Genomic DNA, 21,087 nt, shown 5'->3' on the forward strand with positions numbered 1-21,087 from the left:
CCCCGCCCCGTGTCGTACACCCGGGCTTCTGACACTGTTCTGTCATGGCACAGCAAGCGACGCCGGTTCGCAGCGCCCGACTGGGCAGGACACTCGGCCCGGAGCCGGCGACGGTGAGCGGGGTGGTGCTGCTCCTTCCGGGCGGCGACGAAACCTCTCTGCGCAGGCCCTCCTCCATGCGACTCCCGTCCGCCGTAAGGGCGTTGGGGCGTCGGCTGGCCCGGACCGGGCAGCGGGACGGACTGGCGGCGCACGTCGTGCACTACCGCTATCGCGGGTGGAACGGCAACGAGGCGCATCTCGCGCAGGACGCGACGTGGGCCGCGAGCGAAGTCGTACGGCGTTATGGCGACGTTCCCGTGTCCCTGGTCGGCGTCGACATGGGCGCGCGGGCCGCGCTGCACTCGGGTGGGCACGAGGCCGTCAACTCCGTGGTGGCGATCGCTCCTTGGCTGCCCGAGGAGGACGTGGCGGCGGCCCCCGAGCCGGTGAAGCAGCTCGTGGGGCGGCGGGTGCTGCTGGTGCACGGCACGAACGACGAGCAGACGGACCCCGAGCTGTCCTTCCGGCTCGCGTCCCGGGCGAAGAAGGCGAACCGGGACGTGTGCCGCTTCGAAGTGCACTCCGACGGGCACGGGTTGCATCAGTACCGGGCCGAAGTTCAGGCGCTCACCGAGGACTTCGTGATGGGGGCGCTGTTCGGGCGGGCTTTGTCGCGACCCGTGCGGGACGCGCTGGCCGCGCCTCCGCCCCTGGGGTTGCGGATGCCGCTCGCTTCCGGGTTCGGGCGTCGGCGGTAGCTCAGGGAAGCAGGCTCCCCCTTCTCGACAGGAGAAACTTCTTGAAGGCCGCCACCGGCGGGGTGTCCGGGTGACCGTCGAGCCAGGCGACGCCGATCTCCCGTGCCGCTCGCGGCGCGGTGACCGTCAGTTCCGCCACCCCCGGGCGGGGGAAGGCCGGCGGAGGGAGCAGTGCCACCCCCAGGCCCGCCGCCACCAGGCCCCTCAGCGTCTCCGCCTCCTCCCCCTCGAAGGCGATCCGCGGCTTGAAGCCGGCCTCCTGGCAGAGGTCGTCGGTGATGCGGCGGAGGCCGTAACCGGGTTCCAGGGTGACGAAGACCTCGTCGGCGGCCTCGGCGAGGCGGACGCGCCTGCGGGCCGCGAGCGGGTGGTCGGTGGGGACCACGAGCCGTAGCTTCTGTTCGTCGAGGCGGCGGGCGACCAGATCCGGGGCGTCCGGGACCGGGGACGTCAGGCAGAGGTCCAACTCCCCCGCGCGCAATCGCTCGATCATCGCCTCGCCATAGTTCTGGACCAGGCTGAAGCGGACGCGGGGATGGTCGGCGCGGAAGGCGCGGATCAGGCCGGGGACCGTTTCCGAACCCATGGTGTGCAGGAAGCCGAAGGCGACCTTGCCGGTGGCCGGGTCGGCGTCGGCGCGGACCTCGTCGGCGGCCCGCTCGATCTCGGCGAGGGCCCGTTCGACGGAGGCGAGGAAGGTACGCCCCGCGGGGGTCAGGGAGACCGTGCGGCCGATGCGGGCGAACAGGTCGACGCCCAGGTCCTGTTCCAGGCGGACCATCGCACGCGAGAGCGTCGACTGCGGTACGTCCATCTCCTGCGCGGCCCGCGTGACGTGCTCGGTGCGGGCGACCCCGGCGAAGTACGCGAGGCGCGGCGCGAGCAGCGCAACAATGTCTTCTGTGTCACTGGACGGTGACAGATGAGCTTGTGACCTCTGCTGATGCACCATGGGAACGATTATGACGAATCCATGCATTGGACGGATGAGTGGGGGATCTCTAGGTTCGAAGCATGCCTGCCAGTACCGAGGCGTCCACCCGCGTGGGCGCCGTATCCGCTGTCCCTGCCGCCTCATCCGTCACCGACTCCCGTATGGCTCCGGGCGGCCCCGGCTACCGCCGGATGAGCTTCGCCCTCTTCCTCGCCGGTGTCGCGACCTTCGCGCTGCTGTACTCCACGCAGGCCCTTCTCCCGCTGATCTCGGGCGAGTTCGGGGTGGCGGCGAGCGAGGCGAGCTGGACGGTGGCGGCGGCCACCGGTGGACTGGCCCTGTTCGTGCTGCCGATGAGCGCCCTCTCCGAGCGCTTCGGACGCCGTACGGTCATGACGGCCTCGCTGGCGGTCGCGGTGACCGTCGGGCTCCTGGTGCCCTTCGCGCCCTCGCTGCCCGCGCTGGTCGCGCTGCGGGCGGTGCAGGGGGCGGCGCTGGCCGGGCTGCCCGCCTCCGCGACGGCGTATCTCGCCGAGGAGGTCCGCCCGAAGGCCCTGGTCACGGCGATCGGCCTGTTCGTCGCGGGCAACAGTGTGGGCGGGATGAGCGGCCGGGTCATCACCGGGTGGGTCGCGCAGGAGTGGGGCTGGCGGGTGGCCGTCGGGGTCATCGGCGTGATCGCGGTGGCGTGCGCGGTGGCGTTCCGCCTGCTGCTCCCTGCGCCGAAGCACTTCGCGGCGGGCTCGCTGAAGCCGCGTGTGCTGCTCGGCACGGTCCGTACGCATCTCTCGGACCCGCTGCTGCGCCGTCTCTACGCGATCGGCGCGCTGTTCATGACGGTCTTCGGCGGCGTGTACACGGTGATCGGCTACCGCCTGGCCGAGGCGCCCTTCTCGCTGCCCCAGGGCATCATCGGCTCGATCTTCCTCGTCTACCTGGTGGGCACGGTGTCCGCGTCGACGGCAGGCCGGCTGGTCGGACGGCTGGGCCGCCGGGGCGCCCTGTACGCGGCGGGCGGTACGACGGCAACGGGCCTGCTGCTCTCCCTCTCCGGCTCCCTGTGGCTGGTTCTCCTGGGCCTGGTCCTGATCACCGGCGGCTTCTTCGCGGGGCACGCGGTGGCGTCCTCGGCGGTCAGCAAGACGGCCACGCATGGTCGCGCCCAGGCCTCGGCCCTCTACCAGTCCGCCTACTACGTCGGCTCCAGTGCGGGCAGCACGGTCGGCGCGCTCGCCTTCCACGCGGGCGGCTGGGCCGGGACGGTCGGGGTCGGCCTGCTGGCGGTGCTCGGCGTGGTGTCGATCACCGTCCTCGGAACGCGTGCGGCAAGGGCCGGGCAGCGGCTCGCCACGGCCTGAGCCGCACGTCTCGCTTCCCCTGACCGGGGTCGGCCGGTCAGGGGGAGCTTTTTTCGCCCCCGCCGCCCCTACCCGTCCCGTCCCGTCCTCCAGGGGCTCCGCCCCCGGACCCCCGCTCCTCAAACGCCGGAGGGGCTGAAATCAGCCCGTCCGGCGTTTGAGGACGAGGCCCCTTCAGGGCCGAAGCGGGGGTCTGGGGGCGGCAGCCCCCAGGAACGGGACGGGTAGGGGCGGCGGGGGCGAGAAACCTCTGACCTGCACCTTCCCCCGCTCGGCACGCCATTGTCAGACCCCTGCGGTAGTTTCCGAGTACTGGGCGCAAAGGCGCGACACAGCACGGCCACAGGGGTGGGTGGACGATGACGGACAGTACGGCGACGACAGACCTCGACGTCAGGCTGGAGAAACACCGCACGGAACTGACCGGTTACTGCTACCGCATGCTCGGTTCCTCCTTCGAGGCCGAGGACGCGGTGCAGGACACCCTGGTGCGGGCCTGGCGGAGCTACGACAAGTTCGAGGGCCGCTCCAGCCTCCGCTCCTGGCTGTACCGGATCGCGACCAACGTCTGCCTGGACATGCTCACAGCGGGCAACAAGCGCGCCCGCCCCATGGACCTCTCGGAGTCGACGCCCCTCGCCCAGGCCGCCCTCTCCCCCCGCCCGGACCACACCTGGCTGGAGCCGATGCCGGACAACCGCATCCTGCCGACCGTCGAGGACCCGGCAGAGGCGGCCGTCGCCAAGGAGACCGTGCGACTCGCCTTCATGGCCGCCCTGCAGCAACTGCCGCCCAAGCAGCGCGCGGTGCTGATCCTGCGCGAGGTGCTGGCCTGGAAGGCGAGCGAGGTCGCCGAACTGCTCGACACCACCGTCGCCTCGGTCAACAGCGCGCTGCAGCGGGCCCGCGCCACACTCGCCGAGAGGGAGGAGCACGGCGCCGACGCGGCCGTCTCCGACCCGCTGGACGAGGAGCAGCAGAAGCTCCTCGACCGCTATGTGAAGGCGTTCGAGGGGTACGACATGACGGCGCTGACGGCCCTCCTCCACGAGGACGCCATCATGACGATGCCGCCGTTCGACCTGTGGCTGACGGGCCACGACGACATCACGGGCTTCATGACGACGCTGGGCTCGGCCTGCGAGGGCTCCCGCCTGGTGCCGGTGCAGGTCAACGGCCTGCCGGGGTTCGCCCAGTACAAGCCGGACCCGGAGAAGGGCGGTCACAGCCCCTGGGCGGTCCAGATACTGGAGATCTCAGACGGCCGGCTCACCGGGTTCCACTTCTTCCTCGACACCGAGCGCTGGTTCCCCCTGTTCGGCCTGCTCCTCCACCTCGAAGCGGAGGCCGACGAGGTCAAGGAGGGCGCGTAGCCCGGGATCGGGGTCGCGCAGCCTGATCCTGCCGCCGGCCCGCCGGGCCGCGAGCTGGAGCCGGGCGAGCAGGTCGACGGCGCCGAGCCCCGGCGGCCCCAGCCCGGCGACATCGCACACCACGACCCCGGCACCGGTCGTCCGCAACAGGGCCCGGACCTCGTCACTCAGCCCCGTCACCTCGTCCCGGGTGACGGGGCCGGCCAGCACGAGTACGGCGGGTGTCATGGCGTCCACGAGCGGTAGACCGGAGGGGCGGGCGTAACTCATCGGCCACGCAGAATCACGTTGACCTGGGCGCCGCCTTCCCCCGAGGGTTGCCTGTATGCGCCACCCATCAGCACCTCCCTGGATACCTCACGCCCTTCTCACCCTTGAGGGGTCTCCGTGCAGGGAGTGCTGACCGGCTTCGCGGTGATCGCGGTGGTCATCGGCGTGGGCTATGTCATCGGCCTGCGTGGCTATCTCGGCGACCAGGGCCGCGAGGTCCTGACCAAACTCGCCTTCCATGTGGCGTCCCCGGCGCTGCTGTTCACCACGCTGGCACGGGCCGACCTGTCGGTGATCTTCTCCAGCCGCCTGCTGGTCACTGCGCTGAGCACGGCAGCGGCGGCGGGGGTGTTCGTCGCGGTGGGTGTCGTACGCGGCTGGGGTCTTGGCCGTACCACCATCGGCGCGCTGTGCTCCAGTTACGTCAACTCGGGCAACCTCGGCCTTCCGATCGCGGTGTACGTCCTGGGCGACGCGTCGCTCGTGGCGCCGGTCCTGCTGTTCCAGCTGGTGGGGGTGACCCCGGTCGCGCTGACGGTCCTGGGCCTGGCGTCGGGTTCAGGCGGGAAGAGCCCGCTGTGGCTACGGCTGCCCACGCCCCTGCGCAACCCGATCGCGCTCGGCTCGCTGGCCGGGGTCGCGGTGTCGGCGACGGGAGTGCACGTCCCGGCCGCGGTGATGGACCCCGTCACCCTCATCGGCGGTATGTCGGTCCCGGCGGTCCTGCTCGCCTTCGGCATCTCCCTGTGCGGCAGCACCATGGCCGGCCGGGGCCCGGACCGACAGCTCGTCCTGCTTTCGGTCGCGCTCAAGTCGGTGGGGCAGCCCGCGGCGGCCTGGGTCCTGGCCGCCGGAGTCTTCGGCCTGCACGGAGGCCAACTCCTCGACGTGGTGGTGACGTCGGCCCTGCCGGCCGCGCAGAACCTCTACACGTACGCGTCGGCCTACGGCGTGGGCGAGCGACTGGCGCGGGACTCGATCCTGGTGTCGACGGTGTTGTCGGTACCGGTGCTGGTGGGGGTGGCTGCGGTGCTCGGGTGACTCAGGTCTCGGGGAACTCGCCGGTGTCGATGACGAGGTCGAAGGGCGCCGGAATGGTGAGGGATTCGCCGAACTTCGCCACGGCCAGCGGGCGGTAGACGTCTCCCTGGGGCTCTCCGTAGAGGGTGGCGGTAGGCCCCTCCGGTGCCCAGCGGTCGACGAGGAGGTAGAGCGGGATGCCGGCGGAGGCGTAGGCGGCCGGCTTGCTCACGCGGTCGTGACGGGCGTTCTTCCTGGAGGTGACCTCCACGACAAGTTCGGCGACGGCACCCGGCAGATAGGAGTCCGCCTCAGTGCACTCCTGGACCGGCGCAACCAGAATGTCCGGGATGAGCATGCCCAGCCGCGACGGTACGGCGATGGCCTGAGTCTGGAAGATCTCCCAGTCTTCAGGGATCACCGAGTACAGGCGACGCTGGATACGGGCCGCAATCACGTTGTGGCGAGACGCGGGAGCAGGTGACACGGTGATGATCCCCTCGATGATCTCCACCTTGCTGCCCTCGGGCCATTCCATCTCGTCCCAGAGCTGGACGAGGTCGTCCCAGCTCTGCCCGGGATCGTGGCCCACGGTGAGTGCGCTCATGGCGGTCTCCTATCGGTGCGTCACCGATCCCAGCATGCCGAACGGGACCGGTGGTGGTCCACCGATCCCGTTCACCCGAATGAGGAAACGCCAGGTCAGCTGATGCGCTCCAGCACCACCGGCGACGCCGTGAAGGCCGTACCCGGCGCCGCGATGTCGTAGGAGCCCTCGATCGACTGCAACGCGTACTCGAAGCGCTCCGGGGTGTCCGTGTGCAAGGTCAGGAGGGGCTGGCCCTCGGTGACCGTGTCGCCCGGCTTGGCGTGCATCTCCACGCCCGCGCCCGCCTGCACCGGGTCCTCCTTGCGGGCCCGGCCCGCGCCGAGGCGCCAGGCGGCGACGCCGATGCCGTAGGCGTCGAGGCGGGTCAGGACGCCCGAGGCCGATGCCTTCACCACGTGCTGCTCCTTCGACGTGGGCAGCTCCGCGTCCGGGTCGCCGCCCTGCGCCGCGATCATCCGCCGCCATACGTCCATGGCCGAGCCGTCGGCCAGGGCCTTCGCCGGGTCGGCGTCACGGACGCCCGCCGCGTCCAGCATCTCGCGGGCCAGCGCGATGGTCAGTTCCACCACGTCCGACGGGCCGCCGCCGGCCAGGACCTCGACCGACTCGCGGACCTCCAGCGCGTTGCCCGCCGTGAGGCCGAGCGGCGTCGACATGTCCGTCAGCAGCGCCACCGTCCTCACGCCGTGGTCCGTGCCCAGGCCCACCATCGTGGACGCCAACTCCCGTGCGTCCTCGATGGTCTTCATGAAGGCGCCGGTGCCGACCTTCACGTCCAGGACCAGCGAACCGGTCCCCTCCGCGATCTTCTTCGACATGATGGAGGAGGCGATCAGGGGGATCGCCTCGACCGTTCCCGTGACGTCACGGAGGGCGTACAGCTTCTTGTCCGCCGGGGCCAGGCCGTCGCCCGCCGCGCAGACCACCGCGCCGGTCGTGTCGAGGACGTTCAGCATCTCCTCGTTCGACAGCAGTGCGCGCCAGCCCGGGATCGACTCCAGCTTGTCCAGCGTGCCGCCGGTGTGGCCGAGACCCCGGCCCGACAGCTGCGGGACCGCCGCGCCGCAGGCCGCCACCAGGGGCGCGAGCGGCAGCGTGATCTTGTCACCGACACCGCCTGTGGAGTGCTTGTCGGCCGTCGGGCGGGACAGGGCCGAGAATTCCATGCGCTCGCCGGAGGCGATCATCGCGGCCGTCCAGCGGGCGATCTCGCGGCGGTTCATGCCGTTGAGCAGGATCGCCATGGCGAGAGCGGACATCTGCTCGTCGGCGACCTCCCCGCGGGTGTACGCGTCGATGACCCAGTCGATCTGCTCGTCGCTGAGTTCACCGCGGTCCCGCTTGGTGCGGATGACGGAGATGACGTCCATGGCCATGCAGGGCTTTTCCTTCCGAGAAATTACTTGTTGAGATGCCCCGGCCCGAAGGCCTGCGGGAGCATCTCCGACAGCGGCAGGACGCCCGCCGGGGTCTCCAGGAGGAGCTCGGCGCCGCCGAACTCGTACAGCAGCTGGCGGCAGCGGCCGCAGGGGACGAGCACCTCGCCCCGGCCGTCCACGCAGGTGAAGTGCGTGAGGCGGCCGCCCCCCGTGTTCTGCAGCGCCGAGACCAGACCGCACTCGGCGCACAGGCCGAGGCCGTAGGAGGCGTTCTCGACGTTGCAGCCGGTGATCGTACGGCCGTCGTCGACCAGGGCGGCCACGCCGACCGGGTAGCCGGAGTAGGGGGCATACGCCCGGGACATCGCGTCCCGCGCCGCGGCCCTGAGCGCGCCCCAGTCGACGTCCGTCATTTGCCCTGGCCCTTCCGGTAACGCATGCCGTCCGCCTTGGGCATCCGCAGGCGCTGCGCGGACAGCGACAGCACCAGCAGCGTGACGACGTAGGGGGTGGCGCCCACGAAGTCGTTCGGGACCTCGTCGGTGACCAGGTACCAGACCAGGACGCCCGCGGCCACCATGAGGCTGATGCCGCCCTGCCAGTGCGCCTTCTTGTACAGCTTCCAGCCGGCCATCGCCACCAGCAGCACGAACAGCAGGAGCAGCAGCGCGTGGACGGTCTCGCCGCCGTTGCGCAGCTGGAGCGCGTCGGAGTAGCCGAACAGGCCCGCGCCCATGGCGAGTCCGCCGGGCCGCCAGTTGCCGAAGATCATGGCGGCGAGACCGATGTAGCCGCGTCCGCCGGTCTGGCCCTCCAGGTAGGTGTGCGAGGTGACCAGCGCCAGGAAGGCGCCACCGAGACCGGCGAGACCGCCGGAGACGGCCACGGCCATGTACTTGTACTTGTAGACGTTGACGCCGAGGGACTCCGCGGCGATCGGGTTCTCGCCGCAGGAGCGCAGCCGCAGACCGAACGGGGTGCGCCACAGCAGCCACCAGCTGCCGATGAACAGCACGACCGCGAGGACCGTCACGATGGACAGGTCGGTGACCAGACCGCCGAGGATGCCGGCGATGTCGGAGATCAGGAACCAGTGGTGGTTCTCGATGGAGTGCAGACCGCTGGACAGGCCCGGTACGTCGAAGTGGGGCAGGGAGTCGACGGGCGGGGACTGCTTGGGGTTGCCGCCCGCGTCCGCCGCCTTGCCGTCCACGAAGAAGAGCTTGGCGAGGTACTGGGTGGTGCCGAGCGCGAGGAGGTTGATCGCGACACCGGAGACGATGTGGTCGACGCCGAAGGTGACGGTCGCGACCGCGTGCAGCAGGCCGCCCAGCACACCGAAGCCGACCCCGCACAGGAGGCCGAGCCAGGGGCTGGACTGCCAGCCGATCCAGCCGGCGCCGAAGGTGCCGAGGATCATCATGCCTTCGAGGCCGATGTTGACCACACCGGAGCGCTCGGACCACAGACCGGCGAGACCCGCGAGGCCGATCGGCACGGCGAGGCTGAGAGCGGCGGAGACCTGGCCCTCGGAGGTGAGCTGGTCGGAGCCGGAGATGACACGGACCGCGGCGACGAGCAGCAGCGCGCCGGCGACGATCATGAGGATCTGGCCGAGCGAGCGGCCCGACCGGGTGGCGGTGTCCGTCTTGGGTGCCGCGGGGGGCGGCGTGTCGGTCATCGTGGCAGTCATCACGCCACCTCCTGCTTCTTGGTCGGGGCTGCGGCCTGGGCGGCGAGCTCGGCGCCGACCCGCTGCTGCTGGCGCTTGAGTCCGTAACGGCGTACGACTTCGTAGGCGATGACGACGCACAGGACGATGACGCCCTGGATGACGCCGAGGATCTCCTTGTCGTAGCCCTCGAACTCCAGGTGGTTGGTGGTGCGCTCCAGGAAGCCCCACAGCAGCGCGCCCAGCGCGATGCCGACCGGGTTGTTGCGGCCGAGCAGCGCGATGGCGATACCGGTGAAGCCGATGCCTACGGGGAAGTCGTTGCTGAACTGGTGGCTGTCGTTGAGCAGGGTCGGCATGCCGATCAGACCGGCCACCGCACCCGAGATCAGCATGCTGGTGGCGACCATCTTCTTCACCGAGACACCGCTCGCGGCGGCGGCGCTCTCGGACTGGCCGACGGTGCGCAGGTCGAAGCCGAAGCGGGTGCGGCCGAGGACGAACCAGTACGCGATGCCGACGATCACCGCGATGACGATGAAGCCCCACAGCTCGCCCGCCGCACCGGTGTCGATCTGGAAGAAGTACGACGACTCCGGCAGCGGCTTGGTGGAGACGACCGTGCCGCCGGCCTGCAGTTCGGCGAGCTTTCCGGGCTGGAGCAGGTAGGCGATGATCGCGGTGGCGATCGAGTTGAGCATGATCGTCGAGATGACCTCGCTGACCCCGCGGGTCACCTTGAGGACGCCCGCGATGCCCGCCCACACGGCGCCGGTGCCCATGGCGCACAGGATGATCAGCGGGATGGAGATCCAGCCCGGCGTGGTCAGCGCGCCACCGAGGACGGCGGCGAAGAACGCGGCGATGCGGTACTGGCCGTCGACGCCGATGTTGAACAGGTTCATCCGGAAGCCGATGGCCACCGAGACGCCCGCCAGGTAGTACGTCGTCGCCTTGTTGAGGATGTAGACCTGGCTGTCGCTCGCGGAGCCGTAGGTCAGCATGTCGCTGAAGGCCGCGCCCGGGTTCTTGCCGGTGGCGAGGATCACCAGGGTGGTGACGACGAGCGCGGCGACGACCGCGAGCAGCGGGGCCGCGATGGCGAGGAGCAGCCGCTCCTTGTCGATGCGTTGGGTCAGCTTGTTCATCGGGCGTCGTCCTCGTCGTCCTCTGCGGAGACCGCTGCGGAGTCCTCTGTGTGCTCCAGGTGGCCGGTGGCCGCACCCGTCATGGCGGAGCCCAGCTCCTCGGGGGTGATGGTGGCGGGGTCGGCGTCGGCGACCAGCCGGCCGCGGTACATCACCCGCAGGGTGTCGGACAGGCCGATGAGCTCGTCCAGGTCGGCGGAGATCAGCAGCACGGCCAGGCCCTCGCGGCGGGCCTCGCGGATGTGGTCCCAGATCGCGGCCTGCGCGCCGACGTCCACACCGCGGGTGGGGTGGGCGGCGATGAGCAGCTTGGGCGCATGGCTCATCTCGCGGCCGACGATCAGCTTCTGCTGGTTGCCGCCGGACAGGGAGGCGGCGGTGACGTCGATGCCGGGGGTGCGGACGTCGTACGCCTGGATGATGCGCTCGGTGTCGGTGCGGGCCGACCTGATGTCGAGCAGCTGGCCGCGGGAGTTGGGCTTCTCGGTGACATGGCCGAGGATGCGGTTCTCCCACAGCGGGGCTTCGAGGAGCAGGCCGTGGCGGTGGCGGTCCTCGGGGATGTAGCCGACGCCGGCCTCGCGGCGGTGGCGGGTGGGGGCGTGGGAGATGTCGGTGCCGTCGAGGGTGATCGTGCCCGAGTCGGGGGTGCGGATGCCCATGATGGCCTCGACCAGTTCGGACTGGCCGTTGCCCTCCACGCCGGCGATGCCGAGGACCTCGCCCTTGTGGATGGTGAAGCTGATGTCGTCGAGGATGATCCGCTCGACGCCGTCGAGGTCGGTCTGGGCCAGGCGCAGGCTGTCCAGCTTCAGCAGCGGGAAGTCCGTGACCGTGGATTCCTCGGTCTCCGGGGTGGGCAGTTCGCTGCCGACCATCAGTTCGGCGAGCTGCTTGGGGGTGGTGCCGGCGGGCTTGACGGTGCCGACGGTGGTGCCGCGCCGGATGACGGTGATCTCGTCGGCCACGGAGAGGACTTCGCCGAGCTTGTGGGAGATGAAGATGACGGTGAGGCCCTCGGCCTTGAGCTCGCGCAGGTTGTCGAAGAGGGCGTCGACCTCCTGGGGCACGAGGACGGCGGTGGGCTCGTCGAGGATCAGGGTCTTGGCGCCGCGGTAGAGGACCTTGAGGATCTCCACGCGCTGGCGGTCGGCGACGCCGAGCTCCTCAAGGAGGACGTCGGGCCGGATGTTCAGGCTGTACGCGGCGGAGATCTCCCTGATCTTCGCGCGGGCCTTGGCGCCGATGCCGTACAGCTTCTCGGCGCCCAGGACGACGTTCTCCAGGACGGTGAGGTTGTCGGCGAGCATGAAGTGCTGGTGCACCATGCCGATGCCGCGGGCGATGGCGTCGGCGGGGGTGTGGAAGGTGACCGTCTCGCCGTTCACCGTGATGGTGCCCTCGTCCGGCTGCTGCATGCCGTAGAGGATCTTCATCAGGGTGGACTTGCCGGCGCCGTTCTCGCCGCACAGGGCGTGCACGGTGCCCGTGCGGACGGTGATGTCGATGTCCTTGTTGGCGACGACGCCGGGAAATCGCTTGGTGATGCCGCGCAGTTCGACGGCAGCGGGAGGGCTGGACGCGTTGATGGCGCACTCTCCTGGGGGAAAGGGGCTGCGTAGGGGAGGGCAGGCGTCGGCGACGCTGGGGCCTGTCCGGCGGATCATGTCGGTGTCGCGGGGACCGGCACGCCCATCTGCGGCGTTGTCGTCGGTTGCCGACGCTCCGCGTCGACGCCCTCCTCCGCCTTGCAGCTGGACGCACCAGTCCCCGCTCGCGTGTGCTGACAAGGTACCGCTGCTCGATACCGACCTGATCCGCCGGACAGACTCCATCGCGGGAACTCCATGCTACACGCGTAGAGTTGACACATTGTTATGGCTCGACGAGGGGGTTTGTCGAGGCCCCCTCGTCGAGCCCGGGTTCCGGCGGGAACCGTCAGGTCAGCTGGTCTTGACCTTCACGGTGCCGTCGACGATCTTCTTCTTCGCGGCGTCCAGCTGGGGCTGGATGTCGTCGATGAAGCCACCGCTGGTGGCCAGGCCGACACCGTTCTTGGCGAGCGAGTAGATCTGGTTGCCGGTCAGCGGCTTGCCGTCGTGGACGGACTTGACGAAGTCGTAGACACCGGTGTCGACGTTCTTGACCATCGAGGTCAGGATCGAGTTCTTGTACTTGCTCAGACCCGGGATGTTGTACTGGTCCGAGTCCACGCCGATGGCCCAGGCGCCCTTGACGGCGGAGACGGCCTCGATCGCGCCGTTGCCGGAGGAGCCGGCCGCGGTGTAGATCACGTCGGCGCCGTTGTCGAGCTGGCCGGACGCGGCCTCCTTGCCCTTGTCGGGGCTGGCGAAGCCGGACAGGTCGGAGCCGTGGGTCAGGTACTGGACGTCGACCTTGACGCTGGGCTTGGTGTCCTTGACGCCCTGGACGTAGCCCGCCGCGAACTTCTTGATCAGCGGGGTGTCCACGCCGCCGATGAAGCCGACGTGGCCCTTCTTGGTCTTCAGCGCGGCGGCGACACCGGCGAGGTAGGAGCCCTGCTCCTCGGTGAAGGTGATGCTGTCGACGTTCTTGGCGGTCGCGACCGAGTCGATGAGACCGAAGTTGACCTTCGGGTACTTCGCGGCGACCTTGTCGACCGAGGTGGCGTAGGAGAAGCCGACGGCGACGATCGGGTTGTAGCCGGCGTCCGCCAGGTCGGTCAGGCGCTGCTCGCGGTCGGCCTCGGTGTCGGTGCTCTTGGCGGTGAGCTCCTTGATGGAACCGCCGAACTCCTTCTCGGCCTTGTCGGCACCGCGCGCGGCGGAGTCGTTGAAGGAGCGGTCACCGCGGCCGCCGACGTCGTAGGCGAGGCCGATCTTGATGCCCGTGCCGCCGCTCGCGGAAGAGGAGGAGGACGAGCTGTCGTTCTCGGAGGAGGTGCTGCCACACGCGGTGGCAGTCAGTGCGAGAGCTGCGGTAGCGATACACGCAGCGGAAAGCTTGGCTACCCGGCGCACGGGAGGCTCCTTCACCTGACCTGAGCGCCTCGTCGGCGCTTCATGTGAGCACCATGCCAGTGCTCGGGCCTGTACGCCCCTGCGGCGTTGGCTTCGCGGCATCGTAACGCGCGTAGATGTCGGAAACAGACCTCTTCCGAAGCCGTTATCGATTCGAGGCAAACAGCGTCTGAACTGAGGCTCTACCGGCCTCGCACACTCGGATTGCGAAGAGCGCACGATTGGCTTACGACCATGTTGCGCCGGGCGGCGGAACGGCCCCCGAGGGGGCCGTTCGTCTCACTTCGCGGCGTCCAGCAGGGCTGCTGCCGTGAACATCTCCACGCCTACGGTGATCGCGGACTCGTCAGCGTCGAAGTCGCCCTGGTGGAGGTCGCGCACGGCGCGCTCCCCCGGCGTACGCACCCCGAGGCGGGCCATGGCACCCGGCACATGCTGCAGGTACCAGGAGAAGTCCTCGCCGCCGAGGCTCTGCTCGGTGCTCTCGATCGAGTCGGCGCCGCGCCGGGCGGTCATGGCGTCCAGGATCAGCTCGGTGACGTCGGCGTCGTTGACGACGGGCGGGACCCCGCGGATGTAGTTGATCTCGGACTTGGCCCCGTGCAGATTGGCGACCTCGTCAATGGCCGCGACGACGATGTCAGGGGCCTGCCGCCAGGTGTCGAGGTCCAGGCAGCGCACGGTCCCGGAGAGCTCGGCGTGCTGCGGGATGACGTTCGGGGCGTGCCCCGACTCGACCCGCCCCCAGGTCACGGCGAGCCCGGCGCGGGTGTCGACACGCCGCCCGACGATCGCGGGCACGTCGGTGACGACGCGGGCGGCGGCGGTGACGAGGTCGGTGGTGAGGTGCGGCCGGGCGGTGTGCCCGCCGGGTCCGTCGAGGGCGATCTCCAGCCGGTCGCACGCGGAGGTGATGGCACCGGTCCTGAGCCCGATCTTGCCGGCGTCGACCCGCGGATCGCAGTGCACGGCGAGGATCTTCCCGACCCCCTCCAGCACCCCGCAGTCGATGGCGTCGGCGGCCCCGCCGGGCAGCACTTCCTCGGCGGGCTGGAAGAGCAGCCGCACGGGCCGCGGCAGCAGCCCCTTGTTCTGGAGCTCGGCGAGAACGAGACCGGCCCCCAGCACCACCGCCGTATGCACGTCGTGCCCGCACGCATGGGCCCGATCGGGCACGGTCGACCGGTACGAGCACTCACTCTTCGTGTCCGGGATCGGCAGGCCGTCGATGTCGGCGCGCAGGGCGAGCATGGGCCGCTCGCCGTCCCACTCCCCGATGTCACAGACGAGCCCGGTCCCGACGGCGAGCACGCGCGGCTTCAGCCCGGCCTTCTCCAGCCGTTCCTTGATCGCCGCGGTGGTGCGGAACTCCTGGTTGCCCAGCTCCGGGTGCATGTGCAGGTCGCGCCGGAAGTGGACGAGTTCGGCGTGCAGCGCGTCGCTCAGCACGCCCGGGAGCACCCCGGGGAGCACGGCTTCCCCGGGCAGATCGACCTCGGACTCTGGTGACATCAGTTGCTTCACCCTCTAAAGGGTAGGACGCCGGGGCGACCAACCGACCCGCGATCAACAAAACTTCAACCCGCAGAGGGAAGAAAATTTGGCCGCTCGACGCATGGATGTGTTTTGAGGTGGGTAGGAACCTCCTTTCCCACACATACCACGCCGGGCATCTCCCCTGCGCTTCAGTTCATCTGTCGAAACGGTCCGGGGACAGGGTTGGGACGGGGTCCCGGAACGGTCACGGCCGGATGCGGGGCAGGGCGGGACATGGCCACTCGCGCCTGCGGCAGTGATCGGCGAGGACATCAAACGCGGGTGCGGCCCAGCGAGACCCGGACTGATTCACCTACCCGGCCGAGCCCGCCCACCAGCCGGTGCTGGAGCGAGCCGTGTCAGGGGTGGCCCGGAGGGCCATCGGCGCAGCCGACGCGAAGCGCCCTTGACGCGGCTAGGCCGCGCCCAGCTCACACCACACGAACTTCCCTCGATTGCCGTGCCTGGCGAGCGGCTGCCACCCCCACTGGTCGGCACAGCCCTTGATCAACGCCAACCCCCGCCCGCCCTCCTCCACCACGTCGAGCTGCCCCGGCAGCTCGGGAGGTTGAGGATCCGCATCCCACGCCCCGATCCGCAACACCCCCGCCGAGCAACGCACCCTCAGCGCGGCCGGCCCCTTCGTGTGCCGTACGGCATTGGAGACCAACTCCGCCGCGAGGAGCTCCGCGGTGTCGACGAGGCGGATCAGGCCGTGCATCGTCAGGATGAGCCGGAGGGTGCGGCGGGGCGACGGTGACGGCTCGGATGTCGTTCGGGATGTACAGCGTGTACTCCCAGGGTTCCTTTTCGGGCATGCGTCAACTCCAGATCGGCCGTTCGCTCGGATTGGACATGCGGTGGCATCGCCGTGACAGTCCGGGCGTGACGGGGGGCGGTGACCTTCCGCAGAGTGTGCGTTGCGTCACTGACAGTAGACCTGCAATTCCAGGTCTAGCAATCAGACCGCGTAATCTGCCCCCGAACGAGTCGCGCCCACGGGCGTGTTGATCCGAGGAGCACTCCATGGCGGGACTGAGGCCGGAACCCACCGCACGGCAGATGCGACTGGGAACCGAACTCCGCAGGCTGCGGGAGAAGGCGGGCCTCACCGGACGGGAGGCGGCAGCCCTGCTCGGGGTGAGTTCCGGCCAGATCAGCCAGATCGAATTCGCGCAAACCGGGGTGAGCGAGAAGCGCCTGCGCAGCATGGCCGCCAACTACTCCTGCTCCGACGAGAAGTTGATCTCAGCCCTGGTGCAGGTGGCCACCGACCGGACACGCGGCTGGTGGGAGGAGTACCGGGAGCAGTTGCCCACGCCGTTCCTGGACCTCTCCGAGCTGGAACACAACGCGACATTCCGATGGGACGTGGACCTGCTGCACGTGTCGGGCCTCGTACAGACCGAGGACTACGCACGGGCACTCTTCTCGACCCGCATCCCGGAACTCCCCGATGCCGATCGCGAGTTGCGTGTGCGGCATCGCATACAGCGTCGAGTGATCCTCGAAGGGCCGACGCCGATCCCCTACCAGGCAGTGATCCACGAGGCAGCGCTGCGCATCAGGGTCGGCGGCCGGGCCACCTCGCAGACACAGCTCGCCCGCATCCTGGAACTCTCCGAAGCGGATCACATCACCGTCCGAGTCATCCCGCTCAGCCTGGAACGCTTCGACGACACCGGCAGCGCGATGATCTACGCCGGTGGCTGCATCCCAAGGCTGGACACGGTGATCCGCGACGCCCCTCACGGCACGGCGTTCATCGACGCAGAGGCTCAACTCGGCGTCTTTCGAACGCTCTTCCGTAGAGTGGAGGCGGCGTCACTCGATCCCAAACAGTCACGCGAACTGATCCACAATCTGGCCAAAGAGCTGTGAGGCAACCGATGAAGACCCGCGACAACTGGCGGAAGTCGTCCTTCTCCGGCGGCGGCGACGGCAACGCCTGCGTGGAAATCGCCACCCACCCCACTCACATAGCGATCCGCGACTCCAAGACCCCGACCAGGGCCACCCTCACCTTCCCGCCTGGCCCCTTCACCGCCTTCCTCGAAGCCCTGAAGTCCCCGCACCCCACCACTCGGTGACCACCGGGCAAACTCCCCCTGCCACCCCACCGGCCCCCGCTAGGGTGCAGCCCGTGAACGCCGAGACCTCCGACTTCATACGGGCCACCCGAACCGCGTACGACACGATCGCCGAGCCCTACACCGAGCAGTTCTCCGACTGGGCCGGCATCCCCACGCTGGACAGAACGCAGATCACCGGCTTCGCGGAGTTGGTGAAGGAGCAGGGCAAGGGCCCGGTGGCCGACATCGGCAGCGGCCCCGGCCACGTGACCGCCGCGCTCCACGCACTCGGCATCCCGGTCTTCGGCGTGGACGTCTCCCCGAAGATGGTGGAACTGGCCCGCAGAGCCCACCCGACGCTCCGCTTCCACGTGGGCTCGATGACGTCTCTGGACCTACCGTCGGAAACGCTCGGCGGCATCACCGCCCTCTACTCGATCATCCACGTCCCGGACGACCACCTCCCGCAGGCCTTCGCCGAGTTCCACCGAGTCCTCGCCCCCGGCGCCCACGCCCTGATCGGCTTCCAGTACGAACCCGGCGGCACCCACCTGCACCTCGACGAACGCTTCGGCCACAAGATCTCCCTCGACTACTGGTTGCGCACCCCGGAGGCAGTGGCCGAGCCCCTCACCAAGGCAGGCTTCCAGGTGATCCTCCGGGTACTCAGGGAACCCCTCGGCGAGGAGAAGCTGTCCCGGGCATACCTCGTGGCGAGGAAACCGGCGTAGACCAGCTGCGGTCGGGCCGGAAAGGCAGCAAGGGCTGAAGTAAGATTCAATCTACGTAAGGATGGATCTACCTTGGCTTCGCGAGGTCGTTTCGTGGCGTTCCATGGTCGGGCCACAGACCTCGCGCACTTGAGCGAGCAGCTCACGTCGGCTGGAGGACCGAAACCCACTGACGGGGGCCCGAACGACATCGTCCACCTGTCACTTTTGGAGAATCTCAGGAAAACTCAGAAGAAACTAACGTGTTTTCGCTTGTGATCTGTTCAGTCAGGATCCGGATACCCTGGCACCCCAGGGAGCGGACCGAACCTAGAGGGACTGCGCGGGCCACCCTCATCTTCATGCCATTGGCAATGAGTTGCGATGACGTATGACTCTCCCTCATTGATGACGAAAACTCGAGCGTGCGAGCCACACGCTGCTTGGGGAACAGGTAGGTCGACTTCGGCCCGGTCCGCCTCGTCCACAACCAGGCGATCCATATCTGGGCTCAGGTGCATCATTTCGACATTGGAGAAAAGCACATCAATTCTCGTGTCGTACCCTTCAGCGTTTACGCTCCGCAGCAGGAGCTGGGAGTAGCTTACGGTGTACGACCAAACTCGGAATGGGCGCTCCCATTGGGTAATGTGTCTCAATTGGAACTAACCTCCAAGGAAGCTTGGGCAGGGGAGCCTTACCTCTGCGCCGTTCAGATAGAAGGATAGACTGGCCCAGTCGCGACGTCCCCATTTTACCGAGTCCCCGACGATGGCCATCTCACGCTCGGTTGTATACCAGTTATCTCCCTTCCCTCTCGAATAAGCCGCTTCGAAGAGATCTGCGGCATTACCGCTGAGACGGTCACTCATATCACGGAATCCATCCATGACCACATGCAGTCTGACGTGAGGCTGTTCATGCGCCACCGCTCGAACTTGGGAAAGTGATCCGTCTCGAGTGTCGTCGAGGAAATGAGTGAAATTCCGCGACTCGGCAAAATTACGCAGATCCCCTTCTTTTCTCGTGCCGAGCGCCACATCGGTCGTGCAGGCTTCCGGCGCCAGGCCGAGTGGGTCAGCCCAGGTGTAGGGGTTTGTGACGTAGCTATTGGGATTCGGGGTGGGTGCGAGACCGAGGGGATCCGGCGTGAGATATCGAGCGGTTTCGGGGTCGTAGTGGCGGAAGTAGTTGTAGTGGAGGCCGGTTTCGGGGTCGAAGTATTGGCCGGGGAAGCGGAGGGGGGTGTATGCGGTGCTGTCCGTGGCCCAGGCGGTGGTGCCCCAGAGGGTGGTGCGGGTGCGCCAGGCTATGTCGCCCTGTTCATCAATCAGTTCGGTGGGGGTGCCCACCAGGTCGGTGACGATGGCGAAGAAACGGGAGTCGATTTCGTCCTGGGGGGCGTCGGCCCCGGTGACGCGTTCCGTCTGGGTGATCGGGTGCAGGCCCTGGTGGTCCCATGTCAGCGTGACCGGGTTGGGGGCAGAGGGGGACGTTGTGGTTTGTTCGCAGAGAGTCGTGCCGTCCCAGGTGAAGTCGACCCGTTCGACGACGGTTTCGCCGTCATCGGCCAGGCGGAGTTTGGCCGTGCGGCGCCCCAGAGGGTCGTAGTGGTAGCGCCAGGTGGTGCCATCTGGCGTCGTCACGGAGGTGAGGCGGTCTTCCGCGTCCCATTCGTAGCGCCAGGTGTCCGGCTTGCGGGAGAGGCGGGTTTTCTGGCGGAGGGTGATGCGGCCGGCTTCGTCGTGTTCGTAGCGGACGTTTCCTGCGCGGGTGATGCGGGTGCCCGTGTAGGTGCGGGTGCCCGTCGATTCGTGGCCGGGGTGACTTGACGGCCAGGTCGCCTGGGTCTGGTTGCCCGCCTCGTCGTACGCGTACGTCTCTGTCCAGTTCGTCGCGTGCACCGCTGTCACCCGGCCCGTCGCGTCCAGGTCGAAGTGGCGGGTGCCGTTGAGGTGGTCGTCGAGGGCGGTGAGGTTGCCGTCGGCCTGGTAGGTGTAGGCGCGGTGCTGGAGGCGGTTGCCGGTCGGGCCGACCAGGTTCTGTTTTGTCAGGCGGCCCATCGGGTCGAAGGTGTGGGTGAGGGTCACCGACTCGCCTATGTGGCGGGTGAGTTCGCGGCCTGCCTCGTCGTGGGTGAAGGTGAGGGTGCGGCCCGACGCCACCATGCCGGTGGAGCGGCCTGCTCCGTCGTAGGACCACGTCGTCGTCACGCCGGTCGGGGTCGTACGGCCCGTTCTGCGACCCAGTACGTCGTAGGTGTGGGTGAGAGAGCGGTCGTTGACCTTCTCCGACAGGACGCGGCCCGCCTCGTCCCGGTGCAGCCGCAAGACCGCGTCCGGGCCCGTCGCCTCCGTCAGGGCGCCCGACGGGTCGTAGACGTACGTCGTGATCGCCCCGGCCGCGTCCTTGCCGATCACCTGGCCCAGGACATCCCGCGAGAAGTGGATCGACTGACCGGATGCCGTGGTGCTGCCCGTCAGTTGGCCGGCCGCGTCGTGGTCGTAGGTCAGCGTGCGGTCGTCGAAGTCCGTCTCCGAGACCAGGCGGCCTGCTGGGTCGTACTCGTAACTCCAGGTCAGGCCCTGCGGGTTGGTGACCTGCGTGAGGCGTAGTTCGGTGTCGTGGTCGAAGGTGTAGCGGACGCCGTCCGGGCCGGTGCGGGCGGCGAGCAGGTCGAAGTGGGTGTACTCGTAGCGGGAGATGGCGCCGAGCGCGTCGGTGTGAGCAACACAGTTGCCTTCGCCGTCGTAGGTCCAGGATTCGGTGGTGCCGTCTGCCGCGATACGGCGGGACAGGCGGCCCTCCACCGTCCACTCCAGGCGGGTCACCGAACCGGTCGGGTCCGTGACCGTCACCGGGCGGCCGAGGACGTCGCGTTCGTAGCGGGTCACCGCGCCCAACGGGTCGGTGATCTCCAGAGGCAAACCCGCCGGGTTGCACCGGGCCCGGGTGGTGTCCCCGAGGGCGTTGGTGACGGACGCCAGGTGGCCGTGGTCGTCGTAGGTGAAGCGGGTCGTGGCCCCGGACGCGTCGGTCACCGCCGTGCGGTTGCCGAACTCGTCGAACTGCTGGGTGACGTGAGTGCCGTCTGCGGCCGCCACCGTGACCGGCAGGCCCGCCTCGTTGTAGGCGATGCTGGTGTAGCGGCCGTCCGGGCGGATCGCCAGGACCGTGCGGCCCGCCTCGTCGTAGGCGTAGCT

18 protein-coding genes and 1 pseudogene are annotated in these 21,087 nt (G+C 68.8%); 7 read left to right on the top strand and 12 right to left on the bottom strand.

Features of this window, described 5'->3' with window-relative positions:
- The first annotated feature begins 44 nt into the window (after positions 1-44).
- A complete protein-coding gene (locus tag ACI2L1_RS41260) occupies positions 45-800 on the top strand; it encodes an alpha/beta hydrolase (RefSeq protein WP_404744609.1) in 756 nt (251 codons plus the stop codon).
- 1 nt (position 801) lies between these two features.
- On the opposite strand, the gene ACI2L1_RS41265 is transcribed toward ACI2L1_RS41260, so the two are convergent.
- On the bottom strand, positions 802-1,752 hold the full coding sequence (locus ACI2L1_RS41265; protein ID WP_404744610.1) for a LysR family transcriptional regulator: 951 nt from the start codon (positions 1,750-1,752) through the stop codon (positions 802-804).
- 62 nt (positions 1,753-1,814) lie between these two features.
- Between ACI2L1_RS41265 and ACI2L1_RS41270 the strand changes: the two genes are divergently transcribed.
- Both ACI2L1_RS41270 and ACI2L1_RS41275 read left to right on the top strand, forming a co-directional pair.
- Positions 1,815-3,092 (top strand): MFS transporter, encoded by a 1,278-nt coding sequence (locus ACI2L1_RS41270; protein ID WP_404744611.1) that lies wholly within the window; start codon positions 1,815-1,817, stop codon positions 3,090-3,092.
- A 359-nt stretch (positions 3,093-3,451) separates the two neighbouring features.
- Positions 3,452-4,465 (top strand): sigma-70 family RNA polymerase sigma factor, encoded by a 1,014-nt coding sequence (locus ACI2L1_RS41275; RefSeq protein ID WP_404744612.1) that lies wholly within the window; start codon positions 3,452-3,454, stop codon positions 4,463-4,465.
- Here ACI2L1_RS41275 and ACI2L1_RS41280 read toward each other — a convergent pair.
- Positions 4,349-4,735 carry an STAS domain-containing protein gene (locus ACI2L1_RS41280; protein WP_404744613.1) on the bottom strand — a complete coding sequence of 129 codons (387 nt, stop codon included), beginning with the start codon at positions 4,733-4,735 and terminating at the stop codon, positions 4,349-4,351. The genes ACI2L1_RS41275 and ACI2L1_RS41280 overlap by 117 nt on opposite strands.
- Positions 4,736-4,852: 117 nt before the next feature.
- On the opposite strand from ACI2L1_RS41280, the gene ACI2L1_RS41285 reads away from it, so the two are divergent.
- Positions 4,853-5,776: an AEC family transporter gene (locus tag ACI2L1_RS41285; RefSeq protein ID WP_404744614.1), complete on the top strand. Its 924-nt coding sequence runs from the start codon at positions 4,853-4,855 to the stop codon at positions 5,774-5,776.
- Between the two features lies 1 nt (position 5,777).
- Here ACI2L1_RS41285 and ACI2L1_RS41290 read toward each other — a convergent pair whose 3' ends face one another.
- The 9 genes and pseudogenes from ACI2L1_RS41290 to ACI2L1_RS41330 form a co-directional block, all read right to left on the bottom strand.
- Positions 5,778-6,362 carry a Uma2 family endonuclease gene (locus ACI2L1_RS41290; protein ID WP_404744615.1) on the bottom strand — a complete coding sequence of 195 codons (585 nt, stop codon included), beginning with the start codon at positions 6,360-6,362 and terminating at the stop codon, positions 5,778-5,780.
- Positions 6,363-6,457: 95 nt separating this feature from the next.
- On the bottom strand, positions 6,458-7,735 hold the full coding sequence (locus ACI2L1_RS41295; RefSeq protein WP_404744627.1) for a thymidine phosphorylase: 1,278 nt from the start codon (positions 7,733-7,735) through the stop codon (positions 6,458-6,460).
- A 29-nt stretch (positions 7,736-7,764) separates the two neighbouring features.
- Positions 7,765-8,157 carry a cytidine deaminase gene (locus ACI2L1_RS41300; protein WP_404744616.1) on the bottom strand — a complete coding sequence of 131 codons (393 nt, stop codon included), beginning with the start codon at positions 8,155-8,157 and terminating at the stop codon, positions 7,765-7,767.
- On the bottom strand, positions 8,154-9,437 hold the full coding sequence (locus ACI2L1_RS41305) for an ABC transporter permease (RefSeq protein ID WP_404744617.1): 1,284 nt from the start codon (positions 9,435-9,437) through the stop codon (positions 8,154-8,156). Before ACI2L1_RS41305 ends, ACI2L1_RS41300 begins: the two co-directional genes overlap by 4 nt.
- On the bottom strand, positions 9,437-10,564 hold the full coding sequence (locus ACI2L1_RS41310) for an ABC transporter permease (protein WP_404744618.1): 1,128 nt from the start codon (positions 10,562-10,564) through the stop codon (positions 9,437-9,439). Before ACI2L1_RS41310 ends, ACI2L1_RS41305 begins: the two co-directional genes overlap by 1 nt.
- Entirely contained in the window at positions 10,561-12,231 is a 1,671-nt protein-coding gene (locus ACI2L1_RS41315; RefSeq protein WP_404744619.1) for an ABC transporter ATP-binding protein, read from the bottom strand. The genes ACI2L1_RS41310 and ACI2L1_RS41315 overlap by 4 nt, the downstream gene beginning before the upstream one ends.
- 276 nt (positions 12,232-12,507) lie before the next feature.
- A complete protein-coding gene (locus tag ACI2L1_RS41320; protein WP_404744620.1) occupies positions 12,508-13,566 on the bottom strand; it encodes a BMP family protein in 1,059 nt (352 codons plus the stop codon).
- Positions 13,567-13,845: 279 nt separating this feature from the next.
- Entirely contained in the window at positions 13,846-15,078 is a 1,233-nt protein-coding gene (locus ACI2L1_RS41325; protein WP_404744621.1) for a M20 family metallopeptidase, read from the bottom strand.
- Between the two features lie 439 nt (positions 15,079-15,517).
- Positions 15,518-15,920, bottom strand: a pseudogene (locus ACI2L1_RS41330) (ATP-binding protein).
- Positions 15,921-16,128: 208 nt separating this feature from the next.
- On the opposite strand from ACI2L1_RS41330, the gene ACI2L1_RS41335 reads away from it, so the two are divergent.
- The 3 genes from ACI2L1_RS41335 to ACI2L1_RS41345 are packed head-to-tail and all read left to right on the top strand — an operon-like array spanning position 16,129 to position 17,905.
- A complete protein-coding gene (locus ACI2L1_RS41335) occupies positions 16,129-16,983 on the top strand; it encodes a helix-turn-helix domain-containing protein (RefSeq protein ID WP_404744622.1) in 855 nt (284 codons plus the stop codon).
- Between the two features lie 8 nt (positions 16,984-16,991).
- Complete coding sequence (locus ACI2L1_RS41340; RefSeq protein WP_404744623.1) at positions 16,992-17,192, top strand: DUF397 domain-containing protein; 201 nt, start codon at positions 16,992-16,994, stop codon at positions 17,190-17,192.
- Between the two features lie 53 nt (positions 17,193-17,245).
- Positions 17,246-17,905 carry a class I SAM-dependent methyltransferase gene (locus tag ACI2L1_RS41345; RefSeq protein ID WP_404744624.1) on the top strand — a complete coding sequence of 220 codons (660 nt, stop codon included), beginning with the start codon at positions 17,246-17,248 and terminating at the stop codon, positions 17,903-17,905.
- 644 nt (positions 17,906-18,549) lie between these two features.
- Here the strand turns inward: ACI2L1_RS41345 and ACI2L1_RS41350 are convergent.
- Positions 18,550-21,087 (bottom strand): RHS repeat-associated core domain-containing protein (locus ACI2L1_RS41350; protein ID WP_404744625.1); only part of this gene is annotated, 2,538 nt, incomplete at its 5' end.

Origin of the sequence: Streptomyces sp. NPDC019531, from assembly GCF_044903305.1 — a bacterium.
GTDB lineage: Bacteria > Actinomycetota > Actinomycetes > Streptomycetales > Streptomycetaceae > Streptomyces.

Bases quoted from the DNA above. Each gene is read 5' to 3' on its own strand.
- ACI2L1_RS41260 (WP_404744609.1), top strand. From the start codon at position 45: ATGGCACAGCAAGCGACGCCGGTTCGCAGCGCCCGACTGGGCAGGACA.
- ACI2L1_RS41265 (WP_404744610.1), bottom strand. From the start codon at position 1,752: ATGGTGCATCAGCAGAGGTCACAAGCTCATCTGTCACCGTCCAGTGAC.
- ACI2L1_RS41270 (WP_404744611.1), top strand. From the start codon at position 1,815: ATGCCTGCCAGTACCGAGGCGTCCACCCGCGTGGGCGCCGTATCCGCT.
- ACI2L1_RS41275 (WP_404744612.1), top strand. From the start codon at position 3,452: ATGACGGACAGTACGGCGACGACAGACCTCGACGTCAGGCTGGAGAAA.
- ACI2L1_RS41280 (WP_404744613.1), bottom strand. From the start codon at position 4,735: ATGAGTTACGCCCGCCCCTCCGGTCTACCGCTCGTGGACGCCATGACA.
- ACI2L1_RS41290 (WP_404744615.1), bottom strand. From the start codon at position 6,362: ATGAGCGCACTCACCGTGGGCCACGATCCCGGGCAGAGCTGGGACGAC.
- ACI2L1_RS41295 (WP_404744627.1), bottom strand. From the start codon at position 7,735: ATGGACGTCATCTCCGTCATCCGCACCAAGCGGGACCGCGGTGAACTC.
- ACI2L1_RS41300 (WP_404744616.1), bottom strand. From the start codon at position 8,157: ATGACGGACGTCGACTGGGGCGCGCTCAGGGCCGCGGCGCGGGACGCG.
- ACI2L1_RS41305 (WP_404744617.1), bottom strand. From the start codon at position 9,437: ATGACTGCCACGATGACCGACACGCCGCCCCCCGCGGCACCCAAGACG.
- ACI2L1_RS41310 (WP_404744618.1), bottom strand. From the start codon at position 10,564: ATGAACAAGCTGACCCAACGCATCGACAAGGAGCGGCTGCTCCTCGCC.
- ACI2L1_RS41315 (WP_404744619.1), bottom strand. From the start codon at position 12,231: ATGATCCGCCGGACAGGCCCCAGCGTCGCCGACGCCTGCCCTCCCCTA.
- ACI2L1_RS41325 (WP_404744621.1), bottom strand. From the start codon at position 15,078: ATGTCACCAGAGTCCGAGGTCGATCTGCCCGGGGAAGCCGTGCTCCCC.
- ACI2L1_RS41335 (WP_404744622.1), top strand. From the start codon at position 16,129: ATGGCGGGACTGAGGCCGGAACCCACCGCACGGCAGATGCGACTGGGA.
- ACI2L1_RS41340 (WP_404744623.1), top strand. From the start codon at position 16,992: ATGAAGACCCGCGACAACTGGCGGAAGTCGTCCTTCTCCGGCGGCGGC.